Origin of the sequence: Yoonia sp. 67-2 (genome assembly GCF_035117555.1) — a bacterium.
In the GTDB taxonomy this organism is placed as follows: domain Bacteria; phylum Pseudomonadota; class Alphaproteobacteria; order Rhodobacterales; family Rhodobacteraceae; genus Yoonia.
Genome location: NZ_JAYKPK010000003.1, coordinates 352,974 through 366,923 on the forward strand (window position 1 = coordinate 352,974; position 13,950 = coordinate 366,923).

General features: G+C 59.4%; 14 protein-coding genes. 10 read left to right on the plus strand and 4 right to left on the minus strand.

Going from position 1 to position 13,950, the window contains the following annotated elements; genetic code table 11:
• Positions 1-13: 13 nt before the first annotated feature.
• From purC to VOY09_RS07190, 6 genes are all read left to right on the plus strand, one after another.
• Positions 14-775, plus strand: a complete 762-nt coding sequence (gene purC / locus VOY09_RS07165) for a phosphoribosylaminoimidazolesuccinocarboxamide synthase (protein ID WP_322893717.1) — start codon at positions 14-16, stop codon at positions 773-775.
• A gap of 22 nt (positions 776-797) precedes the next feature.
• Positions 798-1,028 carry a phosphoribosylformylglycinamidine synthase subunit PurS gene (purS, locus tag VOY09_RS07170; RefSeq protein ID WP_322893718.1) on the plus strand — a complete coding sequence of 77 codons (231 nt, stop codon included), beginning with the start codon at positions 798-800 and terminating at the stop codon, positions 1,026-1,028.
• Between the two features lies 1 nt (position 1,029).
• Positions 1,030-1,698 (plus strand): phosphoribosylformylglycinamidine synthase subunit PurQ, encoded by a 669-nt coding sequence (gene purQ, locus VOY09_RS07175; protein WP_322893719.1) that lies wholly within the window; start codon positions 1,030-1,032, stop codon positions 1,696-1,698.
• A gap of 44 nt (positions 1,699-1,742) precedes the next feature.
• Positions 1,743-3,497 carry a sensor histidine kinase gene (locus tag VOY09_RS07180; RefSeq protein WP_322893720.1) on the plus strand — a complete coding sequence of 585 codons (1,755 nt, stop codon included), beginning with the start codon at positions 1,743-1,745 and terminating at the stop codon, positions 3,495-3,497.
• Positions 3,498-3,507: 10 nt separating this feature from the next.
• The gene (locus VOY09_RS07185; protein WP_322893721.1) at positions 3,508-4,839 is read left to right on the plus strand and encodes a sigma-54 dependent transcriptional regulator; all 1,332 of its coding nucleotides are present in this window, start codon (positions 3,508-3,510) and stop codon (positions 4,837-4,839) included.
• Between the two features lie 408 nt (positions 4,840-5,247).
• A complete protein-coding gene (locus VOY09_RS07190; protein ID WP_323811271.1) occupies positions 5,248-7,872 on the plus strand; it encodes an Rne/Rng family ribonuclease in 2,625 nt (874 codons plus the stop codon).
• Between the two features lie 137 nt (positions 7,873-8,009).
• On the opposite strand, the gene VOY09_RS07195 is transcribed toward VOY09_RS07190, so the two are convergent.
• Complete coding sequence (locus tag VOY09_RS07195) at positions 8,010-8,237, minus strand: sulfurtransferase TusA family protein (protein WP_322893723.1); 228 nt, start codon at positions 8,235-8,237, stop codon at positions 8,010-8,012.
• A gap of 93 nt (positions 8,238-8,330) precedes the next feature.
• Between VOY09_RS07195 and VOY09_RS07200 the strand changes: the two genes are divergently transcribed.
• The 4 genes from VOY09_RS07200 to VOY09_RS07215 all read left to right on the plus strand — a co-directional run bounded on the left by VOY09_RS07200 (position 8,331) and on the right by VOY09_RS07215 (position 12,165).
• Positions 8,331-9,086: a cytochrome c biogenesis CcdA family protein gene (locus VOY09_RS07200; protein ID WP_322893724.1), complete on the plus strand. Its 756-nt coding sequence runs from the start codon at positions 8,331-8,333 to the stop codon at positions 9,084-9,086.
• 33 nt (positions 9,087-9,119) lie between these two features.
• On the plus strand, positions 9,120-10,394 hold the full coding sequence (locus VOY09_RS07205) for a hypothetical protein (RefSeq protein WP_322893725.1): 1,275 nt from the start codon (positions 9,120-9,122) through the stop codon (positions 10,392-10,394).
• The gene (locus tag VOY09_RS07210; RefSeq protein WP_322893726.1) at positions 10,391-11,755 is read left to right on the plus strand and encodes a cytochrome P450; all 1,365 of its coding nucleotides are present in this window, start codon (positions 10,391-10,393) and stop codon (positions 11,753-11,755) included. Before VOY09_RS07205 ends, VOY09_RS07210 begins: the two co-directional genes overlap by 4 nt.
• Positions 11,756-11,919: 164 nt before the next feature.
• Positions 11,920-12,165: a hypothetical protein gene (locus VOY09_RS07215; protein ID WP_322893727.1), complete on the plus strand. Its 246-nt coding sequence runs from the start codon at positions 11,920-11,922 to the stop codon at positions 12,163-12,165.
• Here the strand turns inward: VOY09_RS07215 and VOY09_RS07220 are convergent.
• From VOY09_RS07220 to fumC, 3 genes are read right to left on the minus strand one after another with little or no spacing between them, the layout of a single operon-like run.
• Positions 12,150-12,383 carry a ribbon-helix-helix domain-containing protein gene (locus tag VOY09_RS07220; RefSeq protein WP_322893728.1) on the minus strand — a complete coding sequence of 78 codons (234 nt, stop codon included), beginning with the start codon at positions 12,381-12,383 and terminating at the stop codon, positions 12,150-12,152. The two genes, VOY09_RS07215 and VOY09_RS07220, sit on opposite strands and share 16 nt — an antisense overlap.
• Positions 12,384-12,560, minus strand: coding sequence for a DUF4169 family protein (locus tag VOY09_RS07225; RefSeq protein ID WP_322893729.1), 177 nt, complete (start codon positions 12,558-12,560; stop codon positions 12,384-12,386).
• On the minus strand, positions 12,557-13,948 hold the full coding sequence (fumC, locus tag VOY09_RS07230) for a class II fumarate hydratase (protein WP_322893730.1): 1,392 nt from the start codon (positions 13,946-13,948) through the stop codon (positions 12,557-12,559). Before fumC ends, VOY09_RS07225 begins: the two co-directional genes overlap by 4 nt.
• Positions 13,949-13,950 lie beyond the last annotated feature (2 nt).

Sequence of the window (13,950 nt, forward strand, 5' to 3'; positions counted from 1 at the left end):
GTAAGGGGTGAAGATGGCGCGCCGCAAAAAGATTTACGAAGGCAAAGCAAAAATCCTGTATGAAGGCCCCGAGCCAGGCACTTTGGTGCAATATTTCAAGGATGATGCGACAGCCTTCAACGCGGAAAAGCGTGCGGTCATCGAAGGCAAAGGCGTGCTGAACAACCGGTTGAGTGAATTTTTCATGACCGGCCTTGGCACGATTGGCATTCCGACACATTTCATCCGCCGTCTGAACATGCGCGAACAATTGATCCGTCAGGTGGAAATCATCCCGCTGGAAATCATCGTGCGCAATGTTGCCGCCGGATCGATGGCGAAACGCATGGGGATCGAGGAAGGCACGCAATTGCCACGGCCGATCGTGGAATTTTCCTATAAGGACGACGCCCTGGGCGATCCTTTGGTGCCTGAGGAATATATCATCGCCTTTGGTTGGGCCAGTCAGCAGGATATGGATGATATCGTCAGTCTGGCCCTGCGGGTCAATGACTGGATGTCGGGTGTCATGTATGGCGTCGGCATCAAGCTGGTGGATTTCAAGATCGAGGTCGGTCGGGTCTGGGACAATGAATTCCCACGACTGTTGCTGGCCGATGAGATCAGCCCCGATAGTTGCCGGTTGTGGGATATCGAGACGGGTCAGAAGCTGGACAAGGATGTGTTCCGCCGCGATCTGGGCAATCTGACTGACGCCTATACCGAGGTCGCCCGCCGTCTGGGCGTGATGCCATCCAATGTCACGCATCGGCCCAAGCCGACGCTGATCAACTGAGAATCCAAAGCGAGGCAAGGCCATGAAGGCACGTGTATATGTGATGTTGAAAACCGGCGTGCTGGATCCGCAGGGCGAGGCGGTGCGCCATGCGCTTGGCAATCTGGGCTTTGACGGGGTGCAGGGCGTGCGGCAGGGCAAGGTGATCGAACTGGATCTGGCGGATGGCACCTCAGAAGAGGTGATTGTGCAGATGTGTGACAAGCTGCTCGCCAATACTGTCATCGAGAGCTACCGGATCGAGGTGCTTTAAGATGCGCGCCGCTGTCGTCGTTTTCCCCGGTTCGAATTGTGACCGTGACATGGCCGTCGCTTTGCGTGCCGCCGGTGCCAATGTGACCATGGTCTGGCATAAGGATGCCAGCCTGCCTGACGCCGTCGATCTGGTCGCGATCCCCGGTGGGTTTTCGTTTGGCGACTACCTGCGCTGTGGCGCGATTGCCGCGCAATCGCCGATCTGTCGCGCGGTTGTTGCCCATGCGGAGCGCGGTGGCTATGTGCTGGGTGTCTGCAACGGGTTTCAGGTGCTGACCGAAACCGGTCTGCTGCCGGGTGCTTTGATGCGCAATGCGGAGTTGAAGTTTATCTGCAAAACCGTTGATTTGACTGTAGAAACCGCTGATTCTGCATTCACTGCCGGATATCAGGCGGGGCAGGCTCTGCGCCTGCCGGTCGCGCATCATGATGGCAATTACACGGTTGATCCCGCTATTCTGGCACAGATGCAGGGCGACGACCGGATCGCCTTCCGCTATGCCAGCCCGCTGAACGGGTCGGTCGCGGATATCGCCGGTGTGTTGTCGGAAAACCGCCGTGTGCTGGGGATGATGCCGCATCCAGAACGTGCGGTTGATCAGGGGCATGGCGGCACCGATGGTCAGGCGCTGTTCCGGGAATTGGTCGGGCAGGTGGTGCAGGCGTGAGCTTGGTCATTGCTGAACCTCTGCGGGCGATCTAAACTGCTCCGATGGGTGAATTAGTCGCGCAAAACTCCAGACGTTCCGCAGGCCGCTGGTATCTGCGGGTATCGCTTGCGCTGTTCACGATCTTTGCGGCGACGGTGATCTATTTCACCAATCAGCTGATGACCCAGCGCTATACCGAAACCATCAGCAACCGCGCGGAATTGCGGCTGGCGCTCTATAGCGCCAATCTGATGAGCGAGTTGCAGCGCAATTCGGTGGTGCCGCAGCTTTTGGCGCGTGATCCGGAACTGATCGCGGCGCTGACCAGCCGGGATTATTCCTTATCCACCGCGCGGCTTTTGACCTTTGTCGAGGAAATCGGCGCTGCGTCTTTGACCCTGCTGGACAGTAACGGGCGCGCGGTGGCGGCGACCAACCGCGAAGAGCTGGGTATTGATCACAGCGAGAATGCATATTTTATCAATGCATTGCGGAGCAATCGCACGGTTTATTCCACGCATCACCGGCCGGATGGCGGCTATGCTTTCATCTATTCGCGCAAGATCGAGACCACGGGTGAGCCTTTGGGCACGATCATGGTTGAGGTCGATGTGGGCCGGATGGAACGCGGTTGGGCCGGGGTGACCGATGCGGTTTTCGTCACCGATGCCGATGGCACGATCATCATGTCTACTGAGCCTTTGTGGCGTGGTTTTTCGGAACAGGCGGCCCTTGCACGCCAGCCCGCGTCATCGGCGATTGAGCGGGCTTTGCGCGCGACGCAATCCTGGGCGAGCAGCCCGGCAGAGGCCTATCTGCGGGGCGAGGCCGTGCTGCGCCGCGAATCCCGTGTGCCGCATCAGGGCTGGCGGATCGTCAATTTCACCACCTATGATTCGGTGCGTGAAAAGGTGAATGGCATCCTGGCGCTGCAAGTCATGGGTTTTGCGATCATTCTGGCGATCGCTTTCTGGTTCATGTCGCGCCAGACCGCGTCGCGCATGGTGTTGTTCCAGCGCGAGTCAGCCGAATTGCGCGCATTGAACCGCCGTTTGCAGCGGGAAATCGCCGAAAGAGAGAAGGTCGAAAAAACCCTTCAAGTGGCCGAACAGACCATCGCGCAATCGTCGAAACTGGCGGCATTGGGTGAGATGTCGGCGGCGGTCAGCCATGAGCTGAACCAGCCTTTGGCGGCGATGAAAACCTATCTGGCGGGTGCGCGGTTGTTGCTGCAACGCCAGCGCCCGGAAGAGGCGTTGTCTTCGTTCCAGCGCATCGATGATCTGCTGGAACGGATGGGCGCGATCACCCGGCAGCTCAAATCCTATGCGCGCAAGGGATCGGATGCCTTTGAACCTGTGGATACACGGGCCGCAGTGTCATCGGCGCTGGCGATGATGGAGCCGCAACTGAAGACGCGGACGGTCAATATCATCCGCACCTTGCCCAATGAGCCGGTGATGATTCTGGGGGATCGGCTGCGGCTGGAACAGGTGATCATCAACCTGCTGCGCAATGCGTTGGACGCGACCAAGACGTCGCATGATCCGACGATCGAGATTTTGCTGGCGGCGGGGGATACCGTCAGTCTGCAGATCCACGACAACGGCGAAGGCATCGCCGATCTGGATGAGCTGTTCACGCCATTTTACACAACCAAACAACCCGGTGATGGGATGGGGCTGGGGCTTGCCATCTCTTCCGGGATCGTCAACGACTTGGGCGGACGCCTGACCGCGCGCAATGCTGCGCGTGGCGGTGCGATATTTGAAGTCCAGCTTCCCGCGCTGAAACAAAGCCGGGCGGCGGCAGAATAGGATTGAGACCATGAGCAAAGCCATGAAGATCGCGATTGTCGATGACGAAAAAGACATGCGCCAGTCGATCAGCCAATGGCTGGCCCTGTCGGGATTTGACACCGAAACCTTTGCCAGTGCCGAGGATGCCTTGAAAGGATTGGGCAGCGATTACCCTGGGATCGTTGTCAGTGACATCAAGATGCCCGGCATGGACGGGATGCAGTTTCTGAAAAAACTCAAAGGTGTCGACAGCACCTTGCCGGTGATCATGATCACCGGCCACGGCGATGTGCCGATGGCGGTCGAGGCGATGCGGATCGGCGCTTTTGATTTTCTGGAAAAGCCGTTCAACCCCGACCGGATGACCGAACTTGCCAAGAAAGCCACCCATGCCCGCCGTCTGACGCTGGATAACCGGGCTTTGCGCCGGGAACTCTCGGACGGATCGTCGCTCATGAAGAAACTGATCGGCGGATCGCCTGCGATGGAACGGTTGAAGGAAGATATTCTTGATCTGGGTCAGGCCGATGGTCATGTGCTGATCGAGGGTGAGACGGGGACCGGCAAGACGCTGGTCGCCCATGCGCTGCATGCCGTGGGCGCGCGGGCCAACCGCAAATTCGTGCTGATCAGCTGTTCTGCCTATGACGAAGACACGCTGACGCGGATGATCTTTGGCCCGACCAACCATGACGAGCCGATCCCCGCCGTGGAAGAGGCGCGCGGTGGCACCTTGGTGCTGGAAGATATCGAGGCGCTGAGCCACGCGCTGCAAGCGCGCCTTTTGACCGCGATTAATGACCAAGGCACGCCTGCCGAAACCCGCATTGTCGCGATCTGCAATCTGCAGGAACAGGACAAGACCTGCGAAAGCGTGCTGCGCCCTGATCTGTTCTATCGACTTGCCGCTTTGCGGATCACGGTGCCGCCGTTGCGCCAGCGCGGCGAGGATATTCTGACGCTCTTCACCCGTCTGAGCGAGGAATTCGCCGATGAATATGGCTGCGAAGCGCCACAGGTCAGCGCGCAGGAAGCCGCGCAATTGTTGCAGGCCCCTTGGCCGGGCAATGTCCGGCAATTGATCAATGTGGCTGAACGCGCGGTGCTGCAAAACCGGCGCGGCAGCGGATCGATTGCATCGCTTTTGATGAATGAGACCGAAGATACCCAATCGGCGATGACCACCGAAGGCAAGCCGCTGAAGGAATTCGTCGAAGCGTTTGAACGCATGCTGATCGACAACACCATGCGCCGGCATCGCGGGTCGATTGTTGCCGTGATGGATGAACTTTGCCTGCCGCGCCGCACGCTGAACGAAAAGATGGCGAAATATTCGCTGCAACGGTCAGATTATATCTGATCTACGGCCATTTCAGGCCCTTTGCACAGACCCACTTGTGCAGGGGGCCAAATGTCCCTTATGTATTGTTTACGGGTGCTCGTGCTTTGGTTGCGCGGTGATGCCTGATCGGAATTCTCTGCTACAGTTTGATCGATGATCACCGCTGTGGTGGCTGATTTGATCCTTCGGGGTCAGAAAAACGCCCTTGGTCGCGCGCCATTTGACGCAGACCGGGCCTTGAACGGGCACAGGACCAGATCCGGTGTCGGAGAAGAAACGCGATGCAACGCGCGCAACATTCAGGCAAGACATTGGCAGCCCCGAGGGGCGCCATTTCTGCCCGCGCCACGCACGCCTTAATCAGACATATCGTGCGGATTGCTGCACCCCCCGGGGGGCCGGACGCGCCATATGCGAATGGACAAAATGCCAAAGAAAATGTTGATAGACGCCACACATGCGGAAGAAACCCGCGTTGTGGTGGTAGACGGAAACAAAGTCGAAGAATTTGATTTTGAAAGCCAATTCAAACGCCAGCTGGCGGGCAACATCTACCTTGCCAAGGTAACCCGGGTCGAACCATCGCTGCAGGCCGCCTTTGTGGATTATGGCGGCAATCGCCATGGTTTCCTGGCCTTTGCGGAAATCCACCCGGATTATTACCAGATCCCCGTCGCCGACCGCGAGGCGCTGATGGCGGAAGAACGCGCCTATGCCGAAAGCCTGCGGGTCGAGGAAGAGGCAGAGGATGCCCCCAAACCACGCCGCCGCACACGCACCAATAAGGCGCGCGCCGCCTCTGTCGATGGTACTGATCCGGTTGCCACATCGGATGATCCTGCCGGGCTGGAAACCATTGATCTGGATGATGATCTGGAAGGCAGCTCGCCCATGGAACTGGTCGGCGAAACGCCGGTCGAAACGCCCGCGGCGGATGATGATATCGAGGATGACCAATCCGAAGATGGTATCGAAAGCGTGGCCGAGGCTGACGATATCGAAGAAATGCGCCCCGCGCGCAAACCGCGCCCGCGCCGGTATAAAATTCAGGAAGTCATCAAGGTCCGCCAGATCCTGCTGATCCAGGTCGTGAAAGAAGAACGCGGCAACAAGGGCGCGGCGCTGACCACCTATCTGTCGCTGGCCGGTCGCTATTGCGTGCTGATGCCCAATACCGCGCGTGGTGGTGGCATTTCCCGCAAGATCACCAATGCCGTGGACCGCAAAAAGCTGAAGGAAATCGCCGGTGAAATGACCGTGCCCGATGGCGCCGGTCTGATCATCCGCACCGCCGGGTCGCAACGCACCAAGGCGGAAATCAAGCGCGATTACGAATATCTGCAACGGATGTGGGAACAGATTCGCGAACTCACGCTGAAATCCATCGCACCGGCGAAAATCTATGAAGAAGGCGATCTGATCAAACGTTCGATCCGCGATCTTTATTCCAAGGATATCGACGAGGTCATCGTCGCGGGCGAGGCGGGCTATCGCTCGGCCAAGGATTTCATGCGGATGATCATGCCGTCGCATGCCAAGAATGTGAAATTCTACGCCGAACAGATGCCGCTTTACGCGCGCTATCAGGTCGAAACCTATCTTGGCGGCATGTTCAACCCGACCGTACAACTGCCTTCGGGCGGCTATATCGTGATCGGCATCACAGAGGCTTTGGTCGCGATTGACGTCAACTCTGGTCGTGCCACCAAGGAAGGGTCGATCGAACAGACTGCGCTGAAAACCAATCTTGAAGCTGCGGACGAAGTCGCGCGCCAATTGCGTCTGCGCGACCTTGCGGGCCTGATCGTGATCGATTTCATTGATATGGACGAACGCAAGAACAATGCATCTGTCGAAAAACGCTTCAAAGAGGCGCTGAAAACCGACCGGGCGCGGATTCAGGTGGGCCGGATTTCCGGTTTCGGCCTGATGGAAATGTCGCGCCAGCGCCTGCGCCCCGGCATGCTGGAAGCCACGACACAGATGTGCCCGCATTGCCATGGCACGGGTCTGTTGCGGTCCGACGATAACGTCGCCCTGTCGATCCTGCGTCAGCTGGAAGAAGAAGGCGTGCGCGCCCGCAGCAAAGAGGTGTTGGTCCGCGCGCCCATCGCCATCGCCAATTTCCTGATGAACGGCAAACGCGAAAACATCGCCGACGTCGAGGCACGCTATGGCATGTCGGTGCGGATCGAATGTGATCCGACGCTGATCTCGCCCGATTTTGTGGTCGAAAAGTTCAAAACCGCCACCCGCGTCGTGCCCGAAGCCGCACCGATCATCGCGAGCACCGTGATGATGGAGGAAGAAGAGGCCGATGATCTGATCATCGAAACCCCCGATGAGGATGAAGAACCCGTCACCCCGGCAGAAGTCGTCGAAGCGGCTGTGGCGCATGCCAACGACACCGGCAATGGCGAAACCCGGCCCAAGCGCAAGCGCAGCCGTCGTCGGCGGCGCCGGTCCGGTGGTCCGCGTCAGGATGAGGGCAATGGCGAGGCTAACCACCAGACCGAAAACGGTGATCAGGTCGCAGCACCCGTGACGGAAGGGTCCGAGCCAGAGACTGCACCGGCTGAAAAGCCCAAGCGCAGCCGCACCTATACCCGCAAGACGCCAAAGCCAGAAGTTGAAGCACAGCCAGAGGCAGCGCAAGCTGAGGCCGCGCCAGACCCCGTGGCAGAGGCGGAACCCGCCGCAGAGGTGAAAACCCGCGCCCCGCGCAAGCGCACGCCGCGCAAAACTGCAGCGCAAAAGGCGGCAGAAGCGGCTGAGGCTGCTGGTGAGACGCCCGCGCCAGAGGCGGAAAAGCCAAAGCCGCGCAGCCGCGCCAAGCCCAAAGCCAAGGTCGTGGCGGAAAAGGCAGAAGCGACCGAAGCTGACACGGTCACAGCAGAACCTGTTGTGACACCGCCAGTCGCGGAACCTGCGCCACAAGCAGAGCCCGCGCCACAAGCAGCCCAAGAGCAGACACCCGCCGCAGAGCCGGAGGCCGAAGACTCCGCGTCAGACAAACCCCGCCGTAAAGGCTGGTGGTCACTGACCCGCTGAACCACCAACGCCGCCCCTGTCACCGGGGGCGGCGTTTTGCGTTGCCATTGCGGCATTCGTGTCTTCTTTTTTCCAAAAATACTTCGGGGTGAGGCGCGGCACGCGCCGAGGGGCAGCGCCCCTGACAACGCCCGCAATCAGCCTTTACGGATCAGATAGATCTGCCCATCCTCACCATCGCGGCAGTCCAGCAAGACATGCCCGGCTTCCGCGCAGAAATGCGGCACATCGACAATCGCCGCCGGATCATCGGCCAGCATGCGCAGCACCTGACCCGCGGCCAGCGGCACAAGCCGTTTGCGGGCCTTCAGCACCGGCAAAGGGCAGAGCAATCCACGGGCATCAAGATCGGCATCATGTATCATGACCCGGAATTAGGATGCATGTTTCACTTTGTCCACCAAGATGTGACGCATCCCCCCGTGACGATGCCGGATCACTGCGATAGGAACCACAGGATGTTGGATACAAGCCTGATCTTCGATGCCGGACTGATCCCGGCACTTCTGGTCGCTTTGGCGGCGGGCGTGCTGTCGTTTCTCAGCCCCTGCGTGCTGCCGGTGGTGCCGCCCTATCTGGCCTATATGGGCGGCGTCTCAGTCAGCGAGATGGAAACCACGCGCAACGCCCGGCGGCGGGTCTTTGTCGCGGCGCTGTTCTTTGTGCTGGGCCTGTCGACGGTGTTCCTGCTGCTCGGCATCGCCTTTTCCACCATGGGGCGGATGCTGCTTGGCGTGCAGGAATATTTCGTCCTTGTCGCGGGTCTGGTTGTGATGATCCTCGGCGCGCATTTCGTGGGCGTCTACCGGATCGGTTTTCTGGACCGCGAGGCGCGGATCGATGCGGGCGACAAGGGCGGATCGGCCTTTGGTGCCTATCTGCTGGGCCTCGCCTTTGCCTTTGGCTGGACGCCCTGTCTGGGGCCAGTGCTGGGCGCGATCCTCAGCCTTGCCGCGTCAGAGGCCGATGTCAGCCGGGGCACATTTCTGCTCGGCGCCTATGCGATTGGCCTTGGCATTCCCTTCCTGTTGGTTGCAGCATTCTTCCCAAGGCTGAAGGGTGTCATGGGCTGGATGAAACGCCACATGCGCCAGATCGAGGCGACATCCGGTCTGCTACTCTGGACTGTTGGGCTGATGATGATCACCGGGCAATTTGCGGCATTCAGCTATTGGTTGTTGGAACGCTTTCCATTACTCGCCACCGTGGGTTAAACTCGGTGTCGTGGTAAACGGGAACAGGTGGCGATGACCAAGGACAAGACGCGCGTCAGCCGCCGCCGGGTGTTCCATATTCCGGGCTATGACCCGATCCATCCGCGCCGTTACCGCGAACTTTATCGCAGTGAAGGCGCCGCACAGGCGCAGATCAGCGGTTATGGTATCGCGGTGCAGGCCGGATCTGTGGGCGACGGGTTTCATTGGATAGTGCAAAGCGACACCGCAGGCCAGAAGGTCGAAGCCCGGATCGATGTGCTGGTCTGGTCCGACATCGTGCGCGACAGCATGGCGCAATCCATATGGGCAACCTATCGCCAGCTTTTCCTGACCGCATGGATCTATATCAGCACCGGCACATTGCGGCGCTTGATGTGGATGCGCAAAGGGCCGGTGATTGCGGCACTTTATCCGGTTGGCGTGCTTTTGGCGCAATTGGTGATGGCTGTGCTGATAGGCTGGCTGCTGGGGCGGCTTGCAGAGGCGGGGTTGAACGGCGCTGTCACTGCTCTGGGCCTCGGCGGCGGTATCGTCGCTGCGGGTATCGGCTGGCTGGCCTTTGCCGTCAAACTGGGCATTCTTGGTGGCGCCGCCGTGGTCCTGTTGCGTTGGTTCAAGGCGCAGGACAATCGGATTTTCGCGCATTATCTGATGCATGATTATGCATTCAGTTCACAATATTGGGGCGCGACCCCGCCCGCGCTGAAAGCCCGTCTTGCGGTATTCACCGATCAGATCGCCACGGCCTTGCAAGGTGACAGCGATGAAGTCCTGATCGTCGGCCATTCCTCGGGCGCACATTTGGCGGTGCATGTGATTGCCGATCTGATCCGCGCGGGCCATGTCCCTGCGGATGGGCCGAAACTGGGGTTCCTGTCGCTGGGGCAGGTGGTGCCGATGGTGTCTTTCCTGCCCAAAGCGCGGCAGTTGCGCGCCGATCTGGCCTATCTGGCCACCCAGGACGCCCTGACCTGGGTCGATGTCACAGCTCCCGGCGATGGCTGCTGTTTCGCGCTATGTGATCCGGTGGCGGTCAGTGGCGTCACACCGCCGGGCAAACAATGGCCGCTGGTGATCTCGGCGGCCTTTACCCAGACGCTATCCGCCGCGCGTTGGAAAACCTTGCGCTGGCGGTTTTTCCGGCTGCATTTTCAATATCTTTGCGCCTTTGATCAGCCGAAGGATTATGATTATTTCCAGATCACTGCCGGGCCAGTGACCCTATCGGATCGTTTCCGGGATCGTGCGCCATCGAAATCGCGTATCGATGTGCCGGTGTCGAAATATACCTCGCTTGCGCCATGAATGATCTGCCGCCAAAACCGGTGCCGCGCGCAGATAAAGTGTCGCTCTGGCGGTATCTGCGTTTGTTCCGGCAGGATATTCTGTCGGCGCAGCCGGCGCGGCTCTATCGGGCATGGATGGCGGAGTTCCGCACGCCGTTCTTTCGCAGTTTCATGATCAACGATCCCAAATTGCTGCGCGAGGTGTTGAAGGACAACCCCGATGACTATCCCAAATCTGACCGGATCGGTGCGGGGTTGCGGCCTTTGCTGGGGGACAGCGTGTTCCTGACCAATGGCGCGCAATGGAAAGCGCAACGCCGGATCATTGACCCCGCATTTGAGGGCGGGCGGCTGCGTGATACTTTTCCCGGCATCGTCGCGGCGGGGCAGGCGGGCTGCGCACGTCTGAACGCGCTGGCAGATGGCAGGCCGCAGCTGATCGATGCAGAGGCAAGCCATATCGCGGCTGATGTGATTTTCCGCACATTATTCTCGATCCCGATCGAGGATGCCACTGCGCAAGAGGTTTACCAAAGGTTTCAGGCCTATCAACAGGCGCAGCCGATCCTGAACCTGGCCGCCTTTCTGCCCGGTCCGCGCTGGATGCCCCGGTTTTTCCGGCGCGGTGTGCGGCGGCAGGCAAGCGCGATCCGCCGGTTGATCGCCGATCTGACACAGGCCCGGCTGGACCTGATTGCCGCTGGCACAGCACCCGATGATCTGGCAACCAAGATCATGACAACGCCGGACCCGCAGACGGGCAAGGTTTTCAGCAAAGGCGAAATGGTCGATCAGGTCGCGATTTTCTTTCTGGCGGGGCATGAAACCAGCGCCTCGGCTTTGGCATGGGCGCTCTATCTGCTGGCGACGCATCCTGACTGGCAAGACAGGGTCGCGGCAGAGGCTGCGGGTTTCACCGGCCAATTCAGCGATCTGTCGAAACTGGCGGTGACGCGCGATGTCTTTCGTGAGGCATTGCGCCTTTATCCGCCCGTGCCGATGATGGTGCGCGAAGCGAGCACCGCCGCGCGGTTTCGTGACCGTGCTGTGCCAAAAGGCGCGCAGATCGTGTTGTCGCCTTGGCATCTGCACCGGCATGAGCGGATCTGGGACAATCCTGATGGGTTTGACCCCGCGCGCTGGCAGGACCCGACCAGCAAAACGGCGCAGCGCGATGGTTATATGCCGTTTTCTGCCGGGCCGCGCGTCTGCACCGGGGCAGGCTTTGCTATGATCGAAGGTGTTGTCTTGCTGGCGCAATTGGTGGAGCAATTCCGGTTTGATCCGGTGGCAGGGCAGGTGCCGGTGCCAGCGGCACATCTGACGGTGCGGGCCAAACACGGGATCAGCCTGTCGATCCGCCAGCGTGCCAAAGTGTGACGAAAAAAACGCGGCGGGCGGCCTGAAATCAGTCAGAAATGTGGCGTTGACTGCGCGGCGCGGTGCCGCCAAACAAGCGGTTGTTGGCCTGCGCAACCCGGCCCTATTGTTGACAGGTAAAAGCTAGTCATACATATAGAAGGAAATCGTTTACGGAGGATACGATGACTATTGCAGTGCCAGGATCTTCTTTACAGGCTTGGCGGCGTCTGTTTGGGCGTAAACCGCAAAAAGATCATATTTCTAACGTGAAAAAGACGTTATCTGCGCGGGATGTCGCCAGATTATTCGACAAATCAGTGCCGAAAGCAGCGAATAAGTCTGCCGAACCGGCCAAGCTGAATGATGCGGAAAAGCGTGAACGCGCGACATTGTCGTCTTTGCGCGGTGCGCTTTATTCGAAAGACTGAATGCGGGCCAGACAGCGTTCCAACACATGAATGCGGATCGCAGAGGCGAGGCCGATATCCCCGCGGTTTGCATCAATTTCTGCCGCCAAGCCATTGATTGTCTTGTGATCTTCTGCGGCGATATTGCAGAACGTTTTCCAGAATATATCTTCCAGCGTGACGCTGGTGCGATGGCCCCGCAGGGTCAGTGACCTTTTTGCGGGGCGTTGATGGGTCAATTACTCATCCTCGAATTTAAGCTGCGACAATCTGTCGCTGGCTTGCTGGACGCGGGCCGCATCCAGCACCCGCTCGGCCTTGGTCCGGCCAAAGCGGATGGCATTTTCATCTGCCTTGGCCTTGTCCGCCGCGCGATCACGGGTCTTGCGCGCTTTGTTCAGATTGATCAGCTTCACTTCGGTCCGATCATGTCTTCGGGGCGCACGACCTTGTCGAATGTCGCTTCATCCACAAAGCCCAGCTTGATCGCTTCTTCCTTCAGCGTCGTGCCGTTCTTATGCGCCGTCTTTGCTACCGTGGTCGCGTTATCATAGCCGATGGTGGGGGCAAGTGCTGTGACCAGCATCAGGGATTCCCGCATCAGTTTTTCGATCCGTGTGCGGTCTGCCTGAATACCCGCGACGCAATTATCGGTGAAAGCCCCGGCAGAATCGCCCAGCAATTGCATGGATTGCAGCACGTTATAGGCCATCATCGGTTTCATCACGTTCAGCTCAAAATGCCCTTGGCTCCCGGCGAACCCGACTGCCGCGTCATTGCCCATGACATGGGCGCAGACCTGGGTGATCGCCTCCACCTGGGTCGGGTTGACCTTGCCGGGCATGATGGATGATCCGGGTTCGTTTTCCGGCAGCATCAATTCGCCAAGGCCGCAGCGCGGGCCAGAGCCGAGCATGCGGATATCGCAGGCGATCTTGTAAAGGCTGGCAGCGACGGTTTTCAAAGCACCCGACATTTCGACAAGTGCGTCATGCGCGGCCAATGCCTCAAATTTATTGGGTGCGGTGACAAAGGGCAGGCCGGTGATCTCGGCCATATGGGCGGCCACAGTCTCACCCCAGCCGACAGGGCTGTTCAGCCCGGTGCCGACCGCCGTGCCGCCTTGGGCGAGTTCATAGATCGCGGGCAGGGCGGATTTGATCCGGCGGATGCCCATGGCGACCTGATGGGTATAGCCGGAAAATTCCTGCCCCAAGGTCAGCGGTGTCGCATCCATCGTATGGGTGCGGCCGATCTTGATGATGTCGCTGAATTCATCCTGCTTGGCGGCCAAGGCGGCATGCAGTTTTTCCAACCCCGGCAGCAGCACATCGCGCGCGGTCATCGCGATGGCGATATGCATGGCGGTGGGGAAAGTGTCGTTGGAGGATTGCCCCATATTCACATGGTCATTAGGGTGAATCGGGTCCTTCGATCCGATCACGCCGCCCAGCATTTCAATGGCGCGGTTGCTGATCACCTCATTGGCGTTCATATTCGATTGCGTGCCAGAGCCTGTCTGCCAGACCACCAGCGGGAAATGATCGTCGAGCTTGCCTGCCACGACCTCTGCAGCCGCCGCAATGATCGCATCGGCCAGTTTTGCATCCAGCTTGCCACGGTCCTTGTTGGCAATTGCGCAGGCCTGTTTGATCACGCCCAAACCGCGCACGATGGCGACAGGCTGCTTTTCCCAGCCGATCGGGAAATTCAGAATCGAGCGTTGTGTCTGCGCGCCCCAATAGCGGTCCGCCTGGACCTCCAACGGGCCAAAGCTGTCGGTTTCTGTGCGGGTGGCGGTCATGA